Consider the following 22406-nt stretch of genomic DNA (forward strand, 5'->3'; position numbering starts at 1 on the left):
GCGTCCGGCTTTGTGTGATCCCGAAACCCCATGAATCACGCCATCGCTCAACCCGCCACCAAAACCTTTGCCGCCGCCCGTTAACCTGAACCCGTTGCCGTGCGCGCCGCGATCCTGATTGCGACCTCAGTCATCGACCTCGACGAGTTCGCGGATGCGCGTCAGTTTGCAGTTCATCCCGCTGCGCGAAAGCAGAGTGTCGCGATCGATGCAGAGTTTGCCGTCGGAACTGCGCGACAAATAGAACCCGGAATAGAAATCACGCGCGCTGCAGGCGCGCTCCAGTTCGGCGCTCACGATGCGCCGGTCCTGCATGAACAGGAGCAGCCGATTGCCACCGTCCGGTTGAACGCCCGCGATGGCCCCGGCCGAAAGGCACTTTCCGATCTTGCGCTCCACGAAGCGCTGCCCGGTCTCCCCTTCGGGCAGGGCCACGAACATGTCGGGCGATGCCGGCCGCGAGGCGCGCGGGGTGATCCGGATGGTCATGCGCTGCTCGATCCGCACCTGCCACGCGCCTTGCGGCTCGACGTGCTGAAACGCCGTAACGGCAAAAGGCCATGCAGATAAGGCAACCCGCGGTCCGAACCGGGTCTGTTCCGCCGAGGCCCTGACCTCCTCCCCTTGCGCCGCCGGCATTGCGGACATCTCGGATCCGCTCTCCTCCGCCGAACGCCCGTCCTCGACCGTGCTGGCTGCCGGAAGCAGCAACATGACCGGATAGAGCAATGCAGTCGCAAGATTCATCGTCTCACTGGTTCCCTGAACACGGGCGCGCCGCTGATGCCGCCATAGCGAAAGAGCTTGAACCACCGCTTAACTCGACAGGAAAACAGCATTTACCCGGATCTCCTCCGGAAAACCTGAGAAAGTATCCGGATCGAATGGATGAAACCGCGAATGGCCTGTGCCATATCGGGGCCATGACGAATTGCGATACGTTCTTCGAAGAGGCGGCAACGCTTCTCGGCCCCCGGGGAATCACCAACGATACCGAACTGGTCGAGCCGTGGCTCACCGATTGGCGGGGGCGGTTCACCGGCCGGGCCTGCGCCATGGCGTCTCCCGCCAATGCCCGGGAATTGTCCGAACTCGTCCGCCTTTGCGCCAAGCATGGCGTTCCCATCGTGCCGCAGGGCGGGAACAGCGGCATGTCCGGCGGGGCGACCCCGGACGATTCAGGCCGGGCGATCCTGTTGTCGCTCCGGCGCATGAACGCGATCCGTGAAGTCGACGAGGAGTCGCGCCGTGTCACCTGCGAAGCCGGCGTCGTCCTCCAGACCCTGCATGAAGCAGTCGAGGCAAAGGGTCTCCGTTTTCCGCTGACGCTCGGCGGCAAGGGCTCGGCTACGGTGGGGGGACTGATCTCCACCAACGCCGGAGGTTCGCAAGTGCTGCGACACGGATCGATGCGCGCGCTCGTGCTCGGGCTGGAAGCGGCACTTGCCGATGGCCGGATATTCTCGATGTTGACGCCGCTCAAGAAGGACAATCGCGGATTTGACCTCAAGCAGCTGCTGATCGGTTCCGAAGGGACGATGGGCATTGTCACGGCCGCGACGCTCAAGCTGCTCCCCGCTGTCGCCGAACGGGTGGTGGTCTGGGCCGGCCTGCCGTCGCTCCGCGCCGCCCGCGAACTCCTGCTGCATTGCGAGGACTCGGCCGGCGACGCACTCGAAGGCTTCGAGGTGATGCCCCAGGCCTGCCTCGACGCCGTGCTTGATCATTTGCCCGATTCGCGTTCACCCCTCACGGAAAGGCACGCGTGGTACGCGCTGATCGAAGTCGTCGCCGACACTGCTTCCGCCGATACGCTGCGCGACCGCTGCGAAACGATGATGGCTTCGGCCTTCGAGAACGACTTGCTGGAAGATGCCGTCCTGTCCGCAAGCGAGGCGCAGGCAGAAGCGTTCTGGCTCCTGCGCGAATCGGTCGCTCCCGCCGAACGCGCGCGCGGCCCCGCCGTGCAGCACGACATCTCGGTACCTGTCGAGAAAATGCCCGAATTCGTGGAAACGACCGCGCCGATGATCGAGGCCGAATGGCCCGGAGTTGAGGCCGTGGCCTTCGGCCACCTTGGCGACGGCAACGTGCACTATCATATGATCGCGCCCAAGGTGAAAGACGCTCTCGCCTGGCAGATGGGGCCCGGCAAGGACATCAGTCGCCGCGTGCATGACCTCGTCACCCAGTGGGGCGGATCGATTTCCGCCGAGCATGGCATCGGCCAGCTCAAGCGCGAGGAGCTGGTGCGACTTGGCGACCCCGTCGCCCTCTCGATGCTGCGTGCGGTGAAACAGGCGCTCGATCCGCAGGGGCTGCTGAACCCCGGCAAGTTGATCTAGCGCGGATCCCGTCGAACGCCGTCCCCATGCCGGCGACGCACGGCAATGCCCGAGCTATCCGGAGCACTACGCTTGCGCGCCTCAAGCCCAGCGCCTAAAGCGGCGGCTTCAAAAATTCTACCAGCCCTGCGGAGAAGATCGCAATGGCCAGCGCGCCACAAAATCCTGCCCTGCCCCTGTTCTACAAGGACCTCATCCCGCTCAACTCGCAGCAGCATGCGTCGTGGAAGACTCGCGCTACCGACAAGGCTACATGGCTTGCCGGCGTGAATTCGGTGCCGCTGACGGTCGAGGAGTTCCCGCAGGCGCAGCGTCACTTTCCCATCGTCTTCACCGGCGGCGACAATCCGGTCCCGCTCGCCCTGATGGGCATGAACGAGGGCGTGAACGTCTATGTCGACGAAGATGGCACGGTGAACACGCCCGTCTACATCCCGGCTTATGTGCGCCGCTATCCGTTCATGCTGGCGAAGCTGCGCCCGGACAGTGACGAACTCTCGCTCTGCTTCGACCCCACCAGCGATCTGGTCGGCGAACTTGACGAAGGCCAGCCGCTGTTCGAAGACGCCGACCCTTCGGAAGCGACCAAGAACCTGCTCAAGTTCTGCGAAAACTTCGAGATTGCCGGCAACAAGACCGCCAATTTCATCGCCGAACTGAAGAAGCACGACCTGCTGATGGACGGCGAACTCAACATCGAGGCCGGTCAGGAGCAGCCTTTCAACTATCGTGGCTTCCAGATGGTAAATGAGGAAAAGCTGCGCGAGATGCGCGGCGACATCCTGCGCCAGTGGAACCAGAACGGCATGCTGCCGCTGATCTATGCCCACCTCTTCTCGCTCGAACTGGTGCGCGAGATCTTTGGTCGCCAGATCAGCCAGGGCAAGGGCCCGGTGGTGCCCGCGAACGCCTGACACGTCCGGTTGGGTGGAGGTGGCTATGGTATATTTGCCACACCTCCACCCTATTCCGCACCGCACAAAGATTATTGCCGTGCATTGCGGATACCGCTCGCGCTAAGGCGCGATTTTTACGCTCAAGTCTTTCCTTGAAACTCGCCTCAGGCTTGCCTATGTTGGCAATGCCTGATCGGCGCTACCCTCATGGCCCGGTCAGGTTGGTGCACATTGTGCACCTCCTCCCTGAACCTTGGCCACCTCGTGCATTGCACGAGGTGGTTTTTTATTGCGGAATGTGCAGGAGCGCTATTCGGCCGCGAGTGGCCAGCCCCTGCGATCGGCGTCCTGCCCCATATCCGCGACCACCGCGCCCATACGCCGCACCAGCGAAACGAGCACCTCCACCGTGGCGTCCATTCCCGGCCCCGGCTCGACGAGATCCGAATCGAGATAGCAGCTACGGTCAACTTCCAGTTGCATCGCATGAATGCCCGCACGCGGGCTGGCGTGGCGTTCGAGTGCATATCCGCCCGCATAGGGCCGATTATGCGCGGCCGCGCAGGCGCATTCCGCAAAATGCGCAAAGGCGGCGGCAATCACGCCGCCATGGCAGGTCACGCCGAACCGATCGCCGACAACGAATTGCGCCGAGGCCGCTCCAAACCGCGACGGCAAAGGCGGCATCGAATGCAGGTCGAGCAGCAGGGCCGCGCCCCAGCGGTCGCGCAGCGCTTCCAGCGAACGGCCCAGCGCATCATGGTATGGCACATGAACCCCCTCGATCCTGGCGGCGAGATCCTGCCCGCGATGACCGCCGCGCCAAAGCTCGCCCAGTCCGGGCAATCGCCGCGGCACCAGGCCCAGTCCGCTGAGCACACGCCGACTCGGCGACGTCCCGGCGTGACCGGGACGTGACGCGCGATCGAACATTTCCCAGTCGACATCGTCGGGGGCTCGGTTGAGGTCGATCATCGCCCTCGGCGCATGAGCCACCAGCAGGCCCGCCCCGGTTGCCGCGGCCACCTGCACGGCCAGCCGGTCCACGTAACGGTCTTCCAGCCGCAGCGCGACCGATTCGGGATGCCTGAGCCCGCGCAGCAGAGCCTGCGGATAAGTTCTTCCCGCATGAGGAACGGCTATCAGAACGGGAATCGCGGACGGCTCGGTCAACGAGACCGTGAAGGCGGGACGCGCCGCCGTCCCGGGAATCCGCCCTCCCGAACGCTTTTGCGAATCGCTCTCGCCCGAACAACCGTCCATGGGCCGAAACTGGGCGTTTCATGTTCGCGAGTCAAAGCGTCCCGTTCCCGGTCAGTCCCAAATCCGGGCGAGAAAATTAACCGAGAACGCGGTATGCAACCAATACCGGCCGATCAGCGCGGCGCGGGGCAAATATCTGGACATACGGGACAACAAGGCAATGATTCGCATCCTGCTGGCCGAAGACGATCAGGCTATGCGCACCTACCTGGCGCGCGCTCTCGAAAATGCGGGATACGATGTGGTCGTCGCCGAATCCGGAGTTGACGCCCTGCCCCATCTCGAGACCGAGACGTTCGATCTGCTCCTGTCGGATATTGTCATGCCCGAGATGGACGGCATCGAACTCGCCCAGCGCTGCGCCGAGGTTTCGCCGATGACCAAGGTCATGTTCATCACCGGTTTCGCTGCCGTCACCCTGCGCGCCAGCCGCGAAGCTCCGCAGGCCAAGGTCCTGTCCAAGCCATTCCACCTGCGCGATCTCGTGATGGAAGTGCAGCGCGTTTTCGGCCTGCCCGAACACGCCCGTCTCTGACGCGAAAATTTCCGCCTAAAGCGTCTTGCATCCACAAAATCACGAGGCTAAAGGGCCAGTCCTCCGAGCGGCCAATCCTTCCCGGATGATTGCCGCAAGGACGCCTGAATGGAATGGGCGTATAGCTCAGTGGTAGAGCACTATGTTGACATCGTAGGGGTCGCAAGTTCAATCCTTGCTACGCCCACCATTCCGAAAGCACTCAAAAAGGCGCCGCCCCGCGGCGCCTTTTCGCTTTCGGCACCCGCTTGTTTTCCCCTCGTTGCGCCCGTTACCGCCCCTTCCACTCCGGCTTGCGCTTCTCAGCGAAGGCGCGGGCGCCTTCCTTCGCATCGTCGGATTCGAAAACCCGCCTGACGTAAGGGTTCTGGTGCGTGTTGATCTCCTCGATCGGCCAGAGCCACGAATCACGCACGATCGCCTTCGAAACCTCCAATGCCAGTGGGCCGTTGGTGCATATCGCCAGTGCCAGTTCGCGCGCGGCCTCGATCGCCGGGCCATCCGTCACGCGGTTGACCAGCCCCAATTCGGCGGCGCGTTCGGCGCCAATGGGATCTCCGGTCAGCGCCAGTTCCATGGCGAGCTGCCGGGGCAAGAGCCTCGGCAGCAACACGAGGCCCCCGCCAGCCGCGACAAGCCCTCGCTTCACTTCGGGAATCCCGAATTTCGCATCCCGGTTGGCGACGATCAGATCGCACGCCAGCGCCAGTTCCATTCCGCCCGCGAGCGCATGGCCATCCACCGCCGCTATCACCGGCTTCCCGGGCGTCCATGTCGTGATGCCGCCAAACCCGCCGCGCGCGTCGACGGGAAGTTCGCCCTTGAGGAAGCCCTTGAGGTCCATACCCGCGCAGAAGTCGCCGCCCGCCCCGGCCAGGATGGCGCAGCGCAGTCCGCCATCCTCTTCCAGACGCTCCATAGCGCGCGCGATTGCCTCGGCCGCTCCCCGGGTCATGGCGTTGCGCTGCTTCGGCCGGTTGATCGTAACCTCCAGCACGCCCTGTTCCGCAACGACGATCACTTCATCACCCATGGTCCCTCCGATTCCGGACAGTATCGTCCCTGCGTCCTCAAACTTGGCCCGAATCGCCGATCCCTGCCTTGCTAAGCGCCCCCCCTCTGCCTAAGAGACGCGCAATTTTCTCATCCCAGCGGAGCTTTCAGGCTATGGCAAAAATCAAGGTTGCGAATCCCGTCGTAGAGATGGACGGCGATGAAATGACGCGGATCATCTGGCAGTGGATCCGCGAACGCCTGATACTTCCCTACCTCGACGTCGATCTCAAGTACTACGATCTCTCGGTCGAGAAGCGCGACGAGACCGATGACCAGATTACCGTCGATGCCGCCAACGCCACCAAACAGTACGGCGTTGCCGTGAAGTGCGCCACCATCACTCCTGACGAGGCCCGCGTCGAGGAATTCAGCCTCAAGAAGATGTGGAAGTCGCCCAACGGCACGATCCGCAACATCCTGGGCGGCGTCGTCTTCCGCGAGCCGATCGTGATCAGCAACGTGCCGCGTCTGGTTCCGGGCTGGACCGACCCGATCGTCGTCGGCCGTCACGCTTTCGGCGACCAGTACCGCGCCACCGACACGCTGATCCCCGGCCCCGGCAAGCTGCGCCTCGTCTGGGATGGCGAGAACGGCGACAAGATCGACCTGGACGTGTTCGACTTCCCGGCCCCGGGCGTTGCCATGGCGATGTACAACCTCGACGAATCGATCCGCGACTTCGCGCGCGCCTCGTTCAACTACGGCCTGAACCTCAAGTGGCCGGTGTACCTCTCGACCAAGAACACGATCATGAAGGCCTATGACGGCCGCTTCAAGGATCTGTTCCAGGAAGTCTTCGAAACCGAAGGCTTCAAGGAAAAGTTCGACGCCGCCGGCATCACGTACGAACACCGCCTGATCGACGACATGGTCGCCTCCGCGCTCAAGTGGTCGGGCAAGTTCGTCTGGGCCTGCAAGAACTACGACGGCGACGTGCAGTCGGATACCGTCGCGCAGGGCTTCGGTTCGCTGGGCCTGATGACCTCGGTCCTGATGGCGCCCGACGGCAAGACCGTGGAAGCCGAAGCCGCCCACGGCACCGTCACCCGTCACTATCGCCAGCACCAGCAGGGCAAGTCGACCTCGACCAACCCGATCGCCTCGATCTTCGCCTGGACTCGCGGCCTGATGTACCGCGGCAAGTTCGACGGGACGCCGGACGTGGTGAAGTTCGCCGAGACGCTGGAGCGCGTCTGCATCGAGACCGTGGAGAGCGGCAAGATGACCAAGGACCTCGCCCTGCTCATCGGCCCGGACCAGAGCTGGATGACCACCGAGCAGTTCTTCGAGGCGATCGTCGAGAACCTCGAGAAGGAAATGTCCGCTCAGGGGCTCGTCGGCTGAGGCATCTGCTTCGCAAGGCATTCAAAAGCCCCCTTCCGGTGTCGGGAGGGGGCTTTTTCGTGGCCTGTGTCAGCCACGGGCGATGCAGGAAAGCGGTTTGGGCGGCGGCAGATCCTGGAGCGCTTCACCCATGCCGGATGCCGGCATGGTAGCTGTCACCGCCAAGCCGACACCACCCACGACTGAACTGACGATTCCCTGCCGGGAATCCCGGGGTGGGCAAGGCCCACCCCGCGCGTCTTACAGACCGTCAAGACCCTTGCTGACCAGGATATTCACCGCGACGCGGCGGTTCTGTGCCTTGCCCTCGACGGTGTCATTGCTCGCCAGCGGGTCCGCTTCGGACATCCCGGTGGGGGTGAGCATGCGGTAGGGTTTCCATCCGCAGGCCTGCTGAAGGTAATTGACGACCCGGCTGGCCCGCTTTTCGCTAAGTACCTGGTTGTATTCCTGGCTTCCAACCGAATCGGTGTAACCGACAACCAGAAGCAGGGCGTTGTTCATCCCCTCGGCCGAGCTCGCCGTGGCGCAGAGCTCATCTTGCGCCTGAGCGGACAGCACCGCCTTGCCGGTGTCGAAGTTCACGTTCGTCGTGCCTTTGATGTTGTATTTGTCAATATCAGCCATGCGACCGCGCAACGCTTCGGTGGCCGCAGTCTGTTCGGCAAAGCGCTGGTCGGTGCCATTATGGATCATTGCCGCGGTCTTGAGGTCCTTGTTCTTGAGATCGATCTCGCTCGCCACCAGTTCGCCGCCCGACTGCCATGTCTTGACGGTAACCGGCAGGCCGTTGAGCAGCGAAGTCGCGGCAAGGCGACTGCGATTGAGACCCAGGAACCCACCGCTGGCCTTGATCTTCGTTGCATCATTGATGGTGATGACCGACTTGGTGCCATCCGCGGCGGTGACTTGCATCCTGTCGCCGCTGCGCGCGGAGATGATGCCTTCGATCTCAGGGCCTTCTGTCATCTCGGCTGCTTGGGGCGCTGACGTGTCAGTCACACTCCCCGAAATTCCGGCCTCGGGCAGTTCCTGCGCCTGGGCCGCCACGCTGCCTGACGCTGTCCCGGCGAGCATGGCAGCCAGGAACAGAAATCTTGGATTTTTGGAAACGATATTCATTATGCTACTCCTTCACATTGCAGCAGCCGGCCGTGTGTGTTCACGGCTTTCATCCGTCCCCCAATGGCGGCGTGTCCGGCTGTTAGAGCCCCCTTTGATCCCGCTTTAGCTAGATGTGTGACAGGTATGCCGCACTTGAGCGCCATATCCCGTGTTCATCCCCGCCTTGCTGGTACATGAACGCGCCGGGGAACACTGTTAGCTGAACGGTTAGTTCGAGCGCATTGTGCGGCGAACCGATGAAGACCGCGCCGCACCCACCTTCACGCGCGCTGAATGATCGGGATGTAGCGAGCTTGCGCTTCCCGTCTCCTTCCGCCCCTCTCCATCAAAAAGCCCGCCTATCTTTTCGGAAGGCGGGCTTTTCAGTTTCAGGTCGGGCGGGGAGGAGAGCTTACTCCGCCCAGGGTTCCTCGCCTTCCAGCTTGGTCCGCAGCATCATGCGGCCGCAGCCGGGATCGTACCATTCGGCGCGGTGCATTGTGCCGGTGTTGTCCCAGATCACCAGATCACCCACTTCCCATTCGTGGCTGTAGGTGAACTCGGGGCGGGTCGCCCATTCACGCAGGCCATGGATGATCTGCGCGCTCTTGTCATGGGGCACGTCGAGCACGTGATGGCAAGTGCAGCCCAGCACCAGCGACTTGCGGCCGGACTTGTGCTCCCACACCAGCGGCAGCACCTTTTCACCGATCGCCTGCATGCCCTTCACCTTGGCGAGCGGCGGCTCGGGCTCGTAATAGAACAGCGAGGCCCACGGGGCGTGAAGGACCTTGAGCTCGCCGTATTCCGCCTTCTCTTCGTCGGTCAGGTCGTCGTACGCCGCATAAGTGTTGGAAAAGCCGGTATTGCCGGTGCCCTTGGGGCTTGGCACCTTGCACGAAAGCAGCGAGGCGAGGATCGGCACTTCGTTGCGGGTGCCGTCGATATGCCAGTAGAGCGAGCCCTTGAGGTATTCGGCGCTGCTGGGGTTTTCCTTCACGTCGAGCGTGATCTTGCTGACCGAGCCGTCCTGCGTTTCGGGCGCGTATTTCCCCAGTGTCCTGGTGAAGGCGATCTGCTCTTCTTCGGTGAAATTGATCTGCGGGAACACCAGCACGCCGCGGGCCTCCAGGAGATCGCGGATGTCGCCGGCGATGTCACCGGAAAGCAGTTCCTCTTTCGAATTGAGGACGCGACTACCGATCTTGGGCTTGATGTTTTCCGACTTGAGCTTGGTCTCGGTGACTACCGACATACTAGAATTCTCCCGGTTTCCTTTGACGAGAACAACGTTCTTCGATTCCCCAGTCCCATCGTCCCGTCAAGCCGCTTTTGGCGCCATTGGTGATCGATCGGGTCCGGTCGGAGCGGAATTTCTCTCGCCGTCCCGCGATACGGAATCCAGACTAGTGATTCTGAACGGGTATCAAAGTACATTTCCGTCCGGCCTGACGGATGGCCTTGTGTCGGCAAAGCAACCGGAAAGGATCCGGGCGCCGGCGCATCGAAGCCGGCAGGCCGGCCCCTCAACCGAAGCCGTGCCTGCAGATCCACGAAAGTCTTGCGCTCACCCCCAGCTATCGCCCTTGATTATGGTGCGATGGAGCATTCGGCCGCAATCCGGGTCATAGGGCATGGCGCGGTGAAGCGTGCCGGTATTGTCCCACATCACCGCGTCGCCCAGGCTCCATTCGTGCGCATAGTGGTAGGGTTCGCTTGTCGCATGCTCGCGCAAGCCATGAAGCAGCTTCGCGCTCTCCCTGGCCGATAGCCCCACGACACGCTCGGCGGTATTGCCCAGGATCAGCGACTTCCTGCCCGAGGCGTGCTTGTAGACCAGCGGCAGTTCGCGCTCGCCCTTGCCCTCCTCGCCCTTGGACATCCAGTCCTCCAGCTGGGCGAGCGTCGGCTCAGGGCAATGGTAGAGCTGCGAATTCCACATCGAGTGGATCACGCGCAGATTCTCGAGCCGGTCTTTCGTTTCCTGCGAAAGGTCCTCGTAGGCCGTGTAGCAGTTGGCGAATTCGGTATTGCCACCCCAGGTGGGTAGAACCTTGCTGGAGAGCACTGACCCGCGGATCGGCATCCGGTTCATGGTGCCATCGACGTGCCAGAACAGCGAACCCTTGAGGTATTCGACCGCCTCCTTGTTCACATTCCTGTCGAGCGAGATCTTGAATACGCTTTCGCCGCGCATTTCCTGCGCCGTGCCGCCGACAGAATTGGTGAAGGCGACCTGCTCCTCGTCTGTAAAGTCAATTTTGGGAAAGACGAGCACGCCGACTTCCTCCAGCAAGCCGCGAATCTCGTCCGAGATTTCGCCGGAGAGAATCTCTTCCTTCGAATTGAGGATGCGGGCGCCAACCTTGGGCTTGATCCGCTCGAACTTCAGACGGACTTTTTCGATGACTTCACTCACGGCATGAACTCCCGGACACTCCGGCACATGCTGAACATATGCTCAGCGTGCCATGCGGGAGTCATGCCTTATGTCGCGGCATCCTTGCTTTGATCTGGCGCAAGTTTCGCCAGCCAAGTCTCGACGACGGCAATTGCCTCGGCATGTCCGGTTTTCACGCCCAGACCCTCTTCCATCACGATCGCGCGACCGATACCGGCGAGGACAAGGCTCAGCCCGGCCGGATCGAAGCCTTCCAGCACCGCCATCCGGTCTCCCACGATGCGCTGCAGGATTTCCACCTGCCGGTCGCGCATGGCCGCGCTGTGCTCGGCCATGTGCCGGCGCACGGCTTCCCGGTGATTGGCCATGGCCATGAATTCAAGCGACATGGCAACCCGGCTGGTATCGATGAAGAACTCCCACAAGGCGCGCACCGGATCGTCGGACGAAAGCGCCTCCTCGATCATTCGGTCGCTCTCCGCCGCACCTTGGCGCGAGACCTCGAGCAGCAGGTCGTCGGTCGTCGGAAAATAGTAATGGACGAGCGAAGACTTCAGCCCGGCACGTGCGGCCACGCGCCGCGTGCTGACGGCGGCATAGCCTTCGTCGCGGATGAGGTCCCTCGTCGCCTCGACCATGCGGGCCCGCGTCGCGGACGTTTCTGCTCCGACCCTTCGCCGTGCGGCTGCCATCATCTTCCCCTTCGGCCCTCGACTACGGGCCGTCGGCGCGAATATCAACCGAAGCGAATACGCTTCCCTGTTCCCGGCGGGCGAAGCTGGTCGCGCCAGAGCGCATGATTGACTTTTGTTCTCTTTATGTTCAAACTTGGGCATGGAACCGGTAAAGGGAAGAGGCGCCGTCAGCGCTGCGGACAGCACCCGCTTCAACCTCCCTGCGCGCGAGGCGGACGGAGACTGGCTGGACAGCGTGGCCGACATCGACGGCGCTCCCCGCCATCCCGCAACTACTGTTACCGACGAACACCCGCGAACGATCCTGTCCTTCAACCGCTCTCCGGACATCCCCTTCGACCGCTCGATCAATGCCTATCGGGGCTGTGAGCACGGCTGCATCTACTGTTTTGCGCGGCCCACGCACGCCTATCACGACCTTTCGCCCGGCCTCGATTTCGAGACGAAGCTGTTCGCCAAGCCGGACGCGGCGCGGCTTCTGCGCGAGACTTTCGCCAAGCGCGGATACCGGCCGGCGCCGATCGCCATGGGAACCAATACCGACCCCTACCAGCCGATTGAAGGCCGCTATCGCATCACGCGCTCGATCCTCGAACTGTGCCTGGAAGTCCGCCATCCAGTTACGATAACAACGAAATCGGACCGCGTGCTTCGCGATCTGGACCTGCTTTCGGAAATGGCGCCCCTCGGTCTGGTGGAAGTAGGCGTATCGGTGACCAGCCTCGATTCCGGACTTTCGCGCCTGCTGGAACCACGGGCGGCGTCACCGGCCAAGCGCATCGCGGCGTTGGGCAGGCTCGTCGAGGCAGGCGTGCCGGCCCATGTCTCGATCGCTCCGGTCATACCCGCGGTCACCGACCATTTCATGGAAGCGATACTCGCGGCCGCCGCGAAGGAAGGCGTGCGCCGTGCGATGTGGATCATGATCCGGCTTCCGCACGAAGTGGCACCGCTGTTCCGCGAATGGCTGGAGGCGCATTTCCCGGACCGGGCCGGCAAGGTCATGGCGACAATCAGGGACCTGCGCGGCGGACGGGACAACGACCCGCGCTTTTTCGACCGGATGCGCCCGAGCGGCGTCTGGGCGGACCTGTTCCGCAAGCGGTTCCGGCTGGCCGCCGGGCGGCTCGGCATGCGATCCCCGACCATGAAGCTCGATTGTTCCGCTTTCCGACCCCCCGGCGCCGGCGGACAATTGTCGCTGCTTTGACCGGACCGCCGGGAAACAACTCGCGCCTCGGTGAGTTCTGGTCCCACGACGGGAACGTGAAAAGGAGGTCGTCATGACCGACGAAACCGAAGAAAGGCGCGTGGACGAGCGCGCGCCGCACACGACGATAATTCGCGAGAAGAGTTCATCCAGCGGCACCGGCATATTCATGGCCGTGATCTTGCTGATCGCCGTGATCGCCGGCATCTATCTTTTCACGCAGACGACTTCGAATGAAGCCGCGAAGGACGATGCCATAGCCGATGCCGCAAACAGCGTCGGCAGCGCCGCCGAGCAGATCGGCGACACGGCGGAAAAGGCCGGAGACAGGATCAACGAGCAGTAAACGGCCGCCATTCCGGCCGCATCAGGTCGGCAGGCGATAGTCCCGGAACTGGTCGCGAAGGTCCTTCTTGCTGATCTTGCCGGTGCCCGTGTGCGGGATCGAGGAAACGAACTCCACGGCGTCCGGCACCCACCAGCTTGCCACGCGAGAGCGCAGGAATTCGCGGATCGCTTCCTCCGACACGCCCGATCCGGGCCGCGGCACGACGACGAGCAGGGGCCGTTCGTCCCACTTGGGATGCGCAACGCCGATCGCGGCGGCTTCCATTACGTCGGGATGGGCGACGGCGGCGTTTTCCAGTTCAACCGAACTGATCCACTCGCCGCCGGACTTGATCACGTCCTTGGTCCGGTCAGTCAGCTTCACCGTGCCATCGGGCAGGATCACCGCGACATCTCCGGTGCCGAACCACTGCCCTTCGCCCACGCAGTCTTCTTCGGCATTGAAGTATCGTTTGATGGTCCAGGGACCGCGCACCTGTAGCGCCCCCGAGGTGGTGCCGTCGCGGGGCAGTTCGGTAACCCCGTCGTCCAGCGAGACAATCCGTACCTCGCTGCCATAAACGGCCCTGCCCTGCAGGCTCTTGCGATCGACCTGCTCGGCTAATGAAAGCTCATCCCAGCCCGCCGTTTCATAAGTGACGGTCGCGATGGGCGAGGTCTCGGTCATGCCCCAGGCCTGCGCGAGACGCACGCCCTCCGCCATGAACCGCTCGACCACGGTGCGCGGCACGGCGGAACCGCCCGAAAGCGCATGGCGGATAGGAGGCAGGCTCTTACCCGTCTCGTCGAGGTACTGGAATATCGAGAACCACACCGTCGGCACGCCCGCCGCGTGGCTGACCTTTTCCCTTTCCATCAACCCGCAGATCGCCTCCGGTTCGTTCACCTGGCTGTAGACCATCTTCGCCCCCGTCGCCGCGCAGGCCCAGGGCAGGCCCCAGTTGTTGGCGTGGAACATGGGCACGATCGGGAAGACGCAGGATCGCGGTTCGATCGCAAGGCAGGCCGGCGCGATCATTGTCAGCGTGTGGAGCAGGTTCGAGCGATGCGAATAAAGGACCCCCTTGGGGTGGCCCGTCGTCCCGCTGGTGTAGCACAGCATGCAGGGCTGCTGCTCTTCGCCAGGCGTCCAGGTGGCGTTGCCGTCCTCGCCGCCGATCCAATCCTCGAACGATTGGCAATGTTCACCGGAATCGAAGCAGATGTAGTGTTCGACCGTGGGGCACAGGGGCTTCAGGCGATCGACGATGGGCTGAAACGCGGCGTCGTAAATCAGCACCCGGTCCCTGGCATCATTGATGATGTAGATCAGTTGCTCGTCGAACAGCCGCGGATTGATCGTGTGGAGCACGCAGCCGGCACCGGTCGCACCGAACCATGCGGTCAGGTGCTTCGCATGGTTCATCGCAAGTGTCGCAACGCGTTGTTCCGGATAGACCTCGATCCGCCGGAGCGCCTGCACCATCCTGAGCGCATCATGCCGAATACCGCGCCAGTCGGTCCGCGTCTCCGTGCCGTCGGCCCAACGCGTGACGATCTCCCGATCGCCATGCTCCCGCGCGGCATGATCGAGCAGCCCCGACACACGCAATTCCCAGTCCTGCATTGCCCCTGACATTCATCCATTCTCCGCTAAGGCGAGCGCTCGGTTCACTCGTCGGACTACCGACACTATTGATGACCCGCCCTCATTTCCAGAACGACATTCTCTCGCAACATCACGCGGCGTGGCGTAATCCCTCAGGGCCGCGATGCGCGGTGAGCGAGATGTTCGACAGGCCCTCAACCGTGGCCAGTTGCTCGGCGAATTCGCCGTCGAGCGCGAAATTGCGTCCAAGCCGGATTTTCTGCTCGCGTCCATCTTCCAGCATGAGATTGGCGATCACCTCGCCGCATCCGGCCGCGCCCGGCCGCATGAGGAGCGCCAGTTCCTGCACTGCCTCAACCCGGTCGATGTCGAGCCTCAACAGCATGCGCGCATCGGCCTTGACCTCCGCCAGCGGGCGCCCACCGCGCACGGTCACGCGCGGCGGCTCGTCCGCGCTGGGGCTGTCGAGTTCGACGTTGAGCAGCACGCAGGTGCCTTCCCTCGCCCACTTGACGAAGCTGTCCACCAGACTCTCCTCGAAGCACGAAGCAGAGAAGTTACCCGACTGGTCCGAGAAATCGGCGACGACGAAGTCCTTGCCGCGTTTCGTCTTGCGCTTCTGGACGTTCTCGACGAGCGCCGCCATGACCGCGCCCGAGCGTCCGGCGGCGCCGGTTCCGCCTGTAATCAGGCTTGCATGTGTACGGGCGCCGTTGGCCGATGCCACCGCGCGGAACTGTTCGACGGGATGGGCGGCAAAATAGAACCCGAAGTTCTCGCGCTCCTTCGCCATCTGCTCCATGCGGCTCCACGGCTCGCAATCCGTCAGGCGCAGTGCCTGCTCGGAATGATCGTCACCGCCGAAAAGGCCATGCTGGTCGCTGGCGCGCTCGCGCGATGAGCGGTCCGCTTCGGCCAGCAGGGTATCGGCATTGGCGATGACCCTGGCGCGGTTCGGCTCCAGATTGTCGAACGCGCCGGCGGCAGCGAGGCTTTCAAGCTGGCGGCGGTTCATCGACCCGGCAGGAGCACGGCGGAATACGTCGTCGAGATCGGTGAACTTGCCGTTCGCCTCACGCTCGGCGACGATCGCATCCATTGCCTTTTCGCCCACGTTGCGGATGCCGGCAAGCGCATAGCGCACCGCGTGGCCGTCATGCGTTTCCTCGACGGTGAATTCGGCCTCGGACATGTTAATGTCGGGAGGAGCGAGCTCGATTCCGTTGCGGCGCGCGTCGTCGACGAAGACCGCCAGCTTTTCCGACTGATGCATGTCGAAGCACATCGAGGCGGCGTAGAATTCGTGGGGGTAATGCGCCTTCAGCCAGGCGGTGTGATAGGCAAGCAACGCATAGGCTGCGGCGTGCGACTTGTTGAAGCCGTACCCCGCGAACTTGTCGATCAAGTCGAACAGTTCATTGGCCTTCGGCGCGTCGATGTCGGAAATTTCCTTGCAGCCGGCAACGAAACGGGCGCGCTGCTTGTCCATCTCCTCCTGCTTCTTCTTGCCCATCGCGCGGCGCAGCAGGTCCGCATCGCCCAGCGAATAGCCGGCAAGGATCTGCGCGGCCTGCATGACCTGTTCCTGATAGACGAAGATGCCGTAAGTCTCGCCAAGGATGCCCGCCAGTTTCTCGTGCGGGTACTCGATCTCCTCCAACCCGTTCTTGCGCCGGCCGAAGAGCGGAATGTTGTCCATCGGTCCCGGACGGTAGAGCGAGACGAGCGCGATGATGTCGCCGAAATTGGTCGGCTTAACCGCGGCGAGCGTCCGGCGCATGCCTTCCGATTCCAGCTGGAACACGCCGACCGTGTCGCCCCGTTTCAGGAGTTCATAAACCGCCGGATCGTCCCAACCCAGCGCGGAAAGCTCGATCCTGATCCCGCGCCTTTCGAGCAGATCGCAGGCCTTGCGCAGGACCGAGAGGGTCTTGAGACCGAGGAAATCGAACTTGACCAGCCCCGTATCCTCGACCGATTTCATGTCGAACTGCGTCACCGGCATGTCGGAACGCGGATCGCGGTAAAGCGGCACCAGCTGAGCCAGCGGGCGATCGCCGATGACCACGCCCGCGGCGTGGGTGGATGAGTTGCGCGGCAGGCCTTCGAGCTGGACGGCAAGGTCCAGCATGCGCTTCACTTCGGGATCGGTATCGTATTCGCGGCGGAACTCGGCGACCGGCGGGTCCTTGGTGACGCCGTGCGCCTTGCGACCGTTCAGTGCCTCGGTCAGGTTCCAGGGATCGGTGGGATGGTTCGGCACCATCTTGCACAGCGAGTCGACGCGGCCATAGCCCATCTGCAGGATGCGCCCGCAGTCGCGCAGTACCGCCCTCGCCTTCATCTTGCCGAACGTGATGATCTGGGCGACGTGGTCGTGGCCATATTTGCGCTGCACGTAGCGGATCACTTCGCCGCGCCGGGTTTCACAGAAGTCGATATCGAAGTCCGGCATCGAGACGCGTTCCGGGTTGAGGAAGCGTTCGAAGAGCAGGCCCAGCTTCAGAGGGTCGAGGTCAGTGATCGTCAGAGCCCATGCCACCAGCGACCCCGCGCCCGAACCGCGCCCCGGTCCCACCGGGATGCCATTGTCCTTGGCCCACTTGATAAAGTCGGCGACGATCAGGAAGTAGCCGGGAAAGCCCATGCCAATGATGATCTGCGTCTCGAAATCGAGGCGGTCGGCATATTCGAGGAAGTCCTCGGTCACGCCCTTCTCGCGCAATGCCTCATAGGCCGCCTTGCGCTCCTCGCCCTTGCAGGCGAGCGCTTCGTCGAGTTCATCCTCGGTCACGTCCGGCCAGTACGGGACAAGCCGTCTGGCAAGGCCGCGCCGGGCATCGTCGCCCAGCATCCGCGCCTCGCCCTCACGGTCGCCAGCAAGGCTCGGCAGCAGCGGCTTGCGACGCGGCGGCGCGAAAGCACAGCGCTGAGCGACGACCAGCGTGTTCGCCAGCGCTTCGGGCAAGTCGGCGAACAGGTCCTCCATGACCTCGACCGGCTTGACCCAGCGTTCGGACGACGAACGCGGACGGTCCGCCGCGTCAACTTGCGTTGAATTGGCGATGCACAGCATGGCGTCATGAGCCGCATGGAAGGACTTTTCCGCGAACTGCGCCGGGTTCGTCCCGACCAGCGGAAGGTCGCGTTCGTAGGCGAGCGCGATCAGGTCTTCCTCGGAAGCCTCCTCCTCGGGCTCACCGGTGCGGGTGACCTCGATGTAGAGCCGGTCGCCAAAGAGCGCCTGGAGACCGTCGCAATAGCGCTCGGCCGCGTCGGCCCGGTCCTCGGCATAGAGTCGCGCCAGCGCGCCTTCGTTGCCGCCGGTAAGGCAGATCAGACCATCGGTGTAGCCCCGCAGGCTTTCCAGCTCGACGTGCGGATCGAGTTCGAGCGGTCGGTCGAGATGGGCACGGCTGACGAGCCGGCACAAGTTGAGCCAGCCATCCTCGTTCTGCGCGAACAGCGCCAGCCAGTCGATCGGCAGGTCCTGCCCCTGCACGGCGCCTCCCGGCCGGGCGACGGCAAGGAATGTCCCGACCACCGGCTGCACGCCAGCGTCCAAGCAGGCCTGCGCAAAGGTCGGCGCACCGTAAAGGCCGTTGCGATCGCAAATCGCGATGGCGGGAAACTTGCGCTCCTTGGCCAGCTTGGCGATTGCCTTGGGGTCGATCGCGCCGTCCAGCATCGTAAAGCTCGAGAAAATGCGAAGCGGGACGAAGGGCGCAAAGGACATGGTGCGGATTTAGGCACCACTTGGCCGCACGATCAAGGCCGCATTACGGACAAAGCAGGGGATAGCCCCGAGCGCCGGAGCGGCAGGGCGCCCCTTGCCTGCGGCTGCCCGAAAAGCGCATTGTGACGGCCGCGTTACGGCGCGCGCGATCCACGTTCGGCCTCATGCGTCTTTCCGCACTCATGCCGCTGATCCTAGCTATGTCGATCAGGAGTCGCACACGCGGGAGAAACGCCATGAGCGTTACGGCGCCGAAGAACGAACCGGCCACGTCAGACAGCAATCGCACTATCCGGCACGGCAGCGAATCGCGAGACGGGCTGCTGCTTGGCCTGCAACTTTGCCGCGCCAACACGATGTCGCTGACGCGGCTTCAGCTTGCCCTGCGAACCGGCAATCGCCACTGCGCGCTCGAAGCCATCGACCGCCTGCACGCCCTCGACGCGAAGATTGAGCATCTGGTGGAACGGCTGCCCCCTCCCGCCAACGAGCGGCATGAGTGGAACGCGATTGCCAGGCATCTCGAGGACCAGAAGATCGCCATCGCCTTCGAGAAGCTCGCGCTCGCGAGCGAGATCAGCGGGCCGGGCATGGTCTCCTCCACGCACAACGGCTACGACTATGTCGGGGAAGATAAGGCGGCGGCCTGGCCGTTCACGCTGACCCGACAAGCGGCCCCGCTACGGGTAGTCAATACGCGCCTGATCGTTGGCGCACTCGTCATCCTGCTGGCCGTGGTCATGCTGAGTTCCGTCGCGGTCATCGCGAGCGCTTTGTAGGGTCAGGATCGCCGCGGATCACCCGCCCCGCAGCAGTTGCACCCCCCAATCGCGTTCGAACAGATAGAGCAGCAGCCGCGCCGCATTCCCCCGCGCCCCCGCAAGCCCGCCGTCGCGTTCGATCAGCAACCGCGCATCGTCGTGTGCGAGCGGCAGGAGCTTCTGGATCTGTTCCAGGCTGGCGATACGAAACGGTGTGTCGCCCGACTGGCGCGTGCCCAGCAGTTCGCCGCCTCCGCGCAGCACCAGGTCTTCCTCGGCAAGGCGAAACCCGTCCTGTGTCTCGCGCATCAAGGCCAGGCGCTGACGGGCGGTTTCCGACAAAGCCGGGCCGCGCAGCAGCAGGCAGGTCGATTTCTCGCTGCCGCGCCCCACGCGCCCGCGCAACTGATGGAGCTGGGCCAGTCCGAAACGCTCGGCCTGCTCGATGACCATCAGCGTCGCATTGGGCACGTCCACGCCGACCTCGATCACCGTGGTTGCCACCAGAAGCTTCGCCTCGCCGCTGGCGAAACGCTCCATCGCCGCGTCCTTGACCTCGGGCTTGAGCTGGCCATGGAGAAGCACCACGTGATCGCCGAAACGCGCCTTCAGCGCCGCGAAGCGCGCTTCGGCGGCGGCCAGGTCGTCGCTCTCGCTTTCGCGCACCATCGGGCAGACCCAGTAGGCCTGCTGGCCGCTCTCGACATGCCGTTCCAGCGCGCCGACGACGTCTCCCAGGCGTTCGACCGAGACGACACGGGTGTCGATGGCCTGCCGCCCCGGAGGCAATTCATCGAGGCGCGAGACTTCCATCTCGCCGTACTGCGCCAGCGTCAGCGTGCGCGGGATCGGCGTCGCCGTCATCGCCAGGGTATGCGGGGTGCGGCGTCCCTTGCGGGCCAGCATCAGGCGCTGGCCCACGCCGAAGCGGTGCTGCTCGTCGATCACCACCAGCGCCAGGTTCCTGTAGGACACGGTGTCCTGGAAAATCGCATGGGTGCCCACGACGATGTCGATCGAGCCGTCGAGCAGGCCCATCAGGATCGATTCGCGCGCGCGGCCCTTGTCGCGCCCGGTCAGCAACGCGATCTCGACGCCGGTGCCCTGCGCCATACGGGTCAGCGTCTCATGATGCTGGCGCGCGAGGATCTCGGTCGGCGCCAGCATCGCGGCCTGCGCTCCGGCTTCGACGGCGATCATCATGGCAGAGAGCGCCACGACCGTCTTTCCCGAACCCACATCGCCCTGGAGCAGGCGCAGCATCGGCGATTCCTGAGCCATGTCGCCCTCGATCTCGCTGATCGAACGCGTCTGCGCGCCGGTCAGCGCAAAGGGCAGGCGCAGTTTCGCTCGCAGCGATCCGTCGCCCGCCAGCGGTGTGCCGCGCTGCGTACGGTTGCTCTCTCGCACCAGCATCAGCGCCAGCGCGTTCGCCAGCAGTTCATCGTAGGCGAGCCGGTCGCGCGCTGATGCATTGGCGCCCTTGTGCGCCTCGATCAGCGCCTCGCGCCAGACCGGCCACTTCATCCGCTCCATAAGGCCCGGCTCGATCCACTCGGGCATCTCCGGAAGCGCCTTGAGCGCCTGCTGCACAAGCGCGGAGACCCGCCCCTGCGTCAGCCCTTCGGACAGCGGATAGACCGCCTCGCGCAGTTGTCCCATCGGCGCCGAGGTGCTTTCCGACACATGCTCCGGATGGACGATCTGCAACATCTGCCCGTACTGGTCGAGCCGTCCGGCGACCCACCGCGCCTGCCCCACCGGCAGCACCTTGCGGGCGGTATATGAAGCGCGGCCGAAGTAGGTCAGCGCGCAGATGTTGCCCAGCCTGTCCTCCGCCAGCGCCCGGAACGGGCCGCGACCGGATGAAGCGCGGTGCTCACGCACGGTCAGCGAGACGATGATGTTCTCTCCCGCCCCTGCCTCGTCGAGATTATCGACCGCGCGGCGCTCGACGAAACGGTCCGGCAAGTGGTATGCAAGATCACGGATACGGGTGAGTCCGAGCTTTTCCAGCGGGCGACGCAGCTTGGGGCCCACGCCCTCCAGCGCGTCGACCTCGATGAACAGGGAATTGAGCGCTTCGGGCCGCATGCAGCCTCTTAGCGCGAGAAACGAACATTTAGCCAGACCGCGTGGAACGCACTTGAGGATCGTTTCGTTTCGTTTCTGGAAGGCTATGAAAACAAGGAGATAACCATGCTCTTGCCGCACGGAACCGTGTTCGCGATCGTCGATGGTGAAAAGTTCGAACTCTACCGCAATACCGGTATCGAGGCCGAGCCGCGCCTTGAGGCAGTCCCCATTCCGGAGCTGGAAGCGACGAATTTCAGCGCGGGCGTCTACGACCACGACCGGGTTTCGCGCTTCACCCCCCCGGCCCCGAAAAACCGTGTGGCGCGCCTCGACGAGGCCGCCCACGTCGCCGCCGTGGCCGATTGGCTGAATTCGCAGATCCTCGCGCACCGGATCGACAAGCTCGTGATCGTCGCCGATCCGCGTTCGCTGGGAGAGATGCGCAGGCACTTCCACAAGGAGGTCGAGCGTGTGCTTGTCGCCGAAGTCCCGAAAAACCTAACCGGCCGCCCGACCGCCGAGATCGTCCGCGTCCTGCACGGCTGACGCCCGTTCGCCGCCAGGCCTTGCCGGTGCGCGCGCCGTGGCGTAACGGCGCGCCATGACCGAGCTTTCACCCCGCCTCGCCCGCCTGAAGTTCCGCGCCTGGCACCGCGGCACGCGCGAGGCCGATTACATGATCGGCTGCTTCTTCGACCGCTTCCACGCCGAATGGTCGGATGCGGACATCGACCTGTTCGAGAAGATGATCGAAGAGGAAGACGTGGACATCATGGCCTGGGCACTGGGCACGCAGTCCATCCCCGAGGAATACCGCGGCCCGCTGATCGAGCGCATGATGAAGCTCGATTACGTCGAGATTCCGCGCTGAGGCGGACCTTCACGATGGCCGACCGGAGTTTGCCAGGTTTTGGCGACGTAGAAAATGGCCGTAGCGTTGTCGCCAGGGCTCCGAACTCAGGTTAACGGAAAAAAGGGTCTTTACGATTTGAGCGAAGGCTGAATCTGTGTGCGCGCTATTTGGGAGGCGCACATGGACGAGTGGGAC

Annotated in this window: 19 protein-coding genes and 1 tRNA gene; 10 read left to right on the top strand and 10 right to left on the bottom strand. The window is 63.6% G+C overall.

The features are described from left to right. Nucleotides 1-126: 126 nt before the first annotated feature. Entirely contained in the window at nt 127-747 is a 621-nt protein-coding gene (locus IEX32_RS18150) for a hypothetical protein (protein ID WP_188772957.1), read from the bottom strand. 176 nt (nt 748-923) lie between these two features. Here IEX32_RS18150 and IEX32_RS18155 point away from each other — a divergent pair, with 176 nt between their 5' ends. Then, the gene (locus IEX32_RS18155) at nt 924-2345 is read left to right on the top strand and encodes an FAD-binding oxidoreductase (RefSeq protein WP_188772974.1); all 1422 of its coding nucleotides are present in this window, start codon (nt 924-926) and stop codon (nt 2343-2345) included. Nucleotides 2346-2488: 143 nt separating this feature from the next. Then, nucleotides 2489-3259, top strand: a complete 771-nt coding sequence (locus tag IEX32_RS18160) for a SapC family protein (RefSeq protein ID WP_188772958.1) — start codon at nt 2489-2491, stop codon at nt 3257-3259. Nucleotides 3260-3550: 291 nt separating this feature from the next. Here the strand turns inward: IEX32_RS18160 and IEX32_RS18165 are convergent, their stop codons facing one another. Further along, complete coding sequence (locus tag IEX32_RS18165) at nt 3551-4504, bottom strand: N-formylglutamate amidohydrolase (RefSeq protein WP_188772959.1); 954 nt, start codon at nt 4502-4504, stop codon at nt 3551-3553. Between the two features lie 160 nt (nt 4505-4664). Here IEX32_RS18165 and cpdR point away from each other — a divergent pair, with 160 nt between their 5' ends. Further along, nucleotides 4665-5039 (top strand): cell cycle two-component system response regulator CpdR, encoded by a 375-nt coding sequence (cpdR, locus tag IEX32_RS18170; protein WP_188772960.1) that lies wholly within the window; start codon nt 4665-4667, stop codon nt 5037-5039. A 115-nt stretch (nt 5040-5154) separates the two neighbouring features. Beyond that, nucleotides 5155-5229: transfer RNA gene (locus tag IEX32_RS18175), tRNA-Val, on the top strand. 81 nt (nt 5230-5310) lie between these two features. Here the strand turns inward: IEX32_RS18175 and IEX32_RS18180 are convergent. After that, a complete protein-coding gene (locus IEX32_RS18180; protein WP_188772961.1) occupies nt 5311-6072 on the bottom strand; it encodes a crotonase/enoyl-CoA hydratase family protein in 762 nt (253 codons plus the stop codon). Between the two features lie 134 nt (nt 6073-6206). Here IEX32_RS18180 and IEX32_RS18185 point away from each other — a divergent pair, with 134 nt between their 5' ends. After that, nucleotides 6207-7439, top strand: coding sequence for an NADP-dependent isocitrate dehydrogenase (locus IEX32_RS18185; protein WP_188772962.1), 1233 nt, complete (start codon nt 6207-6209; stop codon nt 7437-7439). A 240-nt stretch (nt 7440-7679) separates the two neighbouring features. Here the strand turns inward: IEX32_RS18185 and IEX32_RS18190 are convergent, their stop codons facing one another. The 4 genes from IEX32_RS18190 to IEX32_RS18205 all read right to left on the bottom strand — a co-directional run bounded on the left by IEX32_RS18190 (nt 7680) and on the right by IEX32_RS18205 (nt 11636). After that, entirely contained in the window at nt 7680-8561 is an 882-nt protein-coding gene (locus IEX32_RS18190; protein ID WP_188772963.1) for an OmpA family protein, read from the bottom strand. 394 nt (nt 8562-8955) lie between these two features. Further along, a complete protein-coding gene (locus IEX32_RS18195) occupies nt 8956-9798 on the bottom strand; it encodes a TauD/TfdA dioxygenase family protein (protein WP_188772964.1) in 843 nt (280 codons plus the stop codon). Nucleotides 9799-10110: 312 nt separating this feature from the next. Then, entirely contained in the window at nt 10111-10962 is an 852-nt protein-coding gene (locus IEX32_RS18200; protein ID WP_229736482.1) for a TauD/TfdA dioxygenase family protein, read from the bottom strand. Nucleotides 10963-11030: 68 nt separating this feature from the next. Further along, nucleotides 11031-11636, bottom strand: coding sequence for a TetR/AcrR family transcriptional regulator (locus IEX32_RS18205; RefSeq protein ID WP_188772965.1), 606 nt, complete (start codon nt 11634-11636; stop codon nt 11031-11033). 142 nt (nt 11637-11778) lie between these two features. Here IEX32_RS18205 and IEX32_RS18210 point away from each other — a divergent pair, with 142 nt between their 5' ends. Together IEX32_RS18210 and IEX32_RS18215 are read left to right on the top strand one after the other, a co-directional pair. Continuing rightward, nucleotides 11779-12849: a PA0069 family radical SAM protein gene (locus IEX32_RS18210; RefSeq protein ID WP_188772966.1), complete on the top strand. Its 1071-nt coding sequence runs from the start codon at nt 11779-11781 to the stop codon at nt 12847-12849. Between the two features lie 73 nt (nt 12850-12922). Continuing rightward, on the top strand, nt 12923-13195 hold the full coding sequence (locus tag IEX32_RS18215) for a hypothetical protein (RefSeq protein WP_188772967.1): 273 nt from the start codon (nt 12923-12925) through the stop codon (nt 13193-13195). Nucleotides 13196-13216: 21 nt separating this feature from the next. On the opposite strand, the gene IEX32_RS18220 is transcribed toward IEX32_RS18215, so the two are convergent. Beyond that, a complete protein-coding gene (locus tag IEX32_RS18220; protein ID WP_188772968.1) occupies nt 13217-14815 on the bottom strand; it encodes a long-chain fatty acid--CoA ligase in 1599 nt (532 codons plus the stop codon). A gap of 100 nt (nt 14816-14915) precedes the next feature. Then, complete coding sequence (gene dnaE, locus IEX32_RS18225) at nt 14916-18521, bottom strand: DNA polymerase III subunit alpha (RefSeq protein ID WP_188772969.1); 3606 nt, start codon at nt 18519-18521, stop codon at nt 14916-14918. A gap of 236 nt (nt 18522-18757) precedes the next feature. On the opposite strand from dnaE, the gene IEX32_RS18230 reads away from it, so the two are divergent. Next, nucleotides 18758-19300 (top strand): hypothetical protein, encoded by a 543-nt coding sequence (locus tag IEX32_RS18230; protein WP_188772970.1) that lies wholly within the window; start codon nt 18758-18760, stop codon nt 19298-19300. An 18-nt stretch (nt 19301-19318) separates the two neighbouring features. Here IEX32_RS18230 and recG read toward each other — a convergent pair whose 3' ends face one another. Continuing rightward, complete coding sequence (gene recG, locus IEX32_RS18235) at nt 19319-21376, bottom strand: ATP-dependent DNA helicase RecG (protein ID WP_188772971.1); 2058 nt, start codon at nt 21374-21376, stop codon at nt 19319-19321. 105 nt (nt 21377-21481) lie between these two features. Here recG and IEX32_RS18240 point away from each other — a divergent pair, with 105 nt between their 5' ends. Both IEX32_RS18240 and IEX32_RS18245 read left to right on the top strand, forming a co-directional pair. After that, nucleotides 21482-21904, top strand: coding sequence for a baeRF12 domain-containing protein (locus IEX32_RS18240; RefSeq protein ID WP_188772972.1), 423 nt, complete (start codon nt 21482-21484; stop codon nt 21902-21904). Nucleotides 21905-21959: 55 nt separating this feature from the next. Further along, nucleotides 21960-22229: an FAD assembly factor SdhE gene (locus IEX32_RS18245; RefSeq protein ID WP_188772973.1), complete on the top strand. Its 270-nt coding sequence runs from the start codon at nt 21960-21962 to the stop codon at nt 22227-22229. Nucleotides 22230-22406 lie beyond the last annotated feature (177 nt).

The sequence above is a fragment of the Novosphingobium endophyticum genome (assembly GCF_014640675.1).
GTDB lineage: Bacteria > Pseudomonadota > Alphaproteobacteria > Sphingomonadales > Sphingomonadaceae > Novosphingobium > Novosphingobium endophyticum.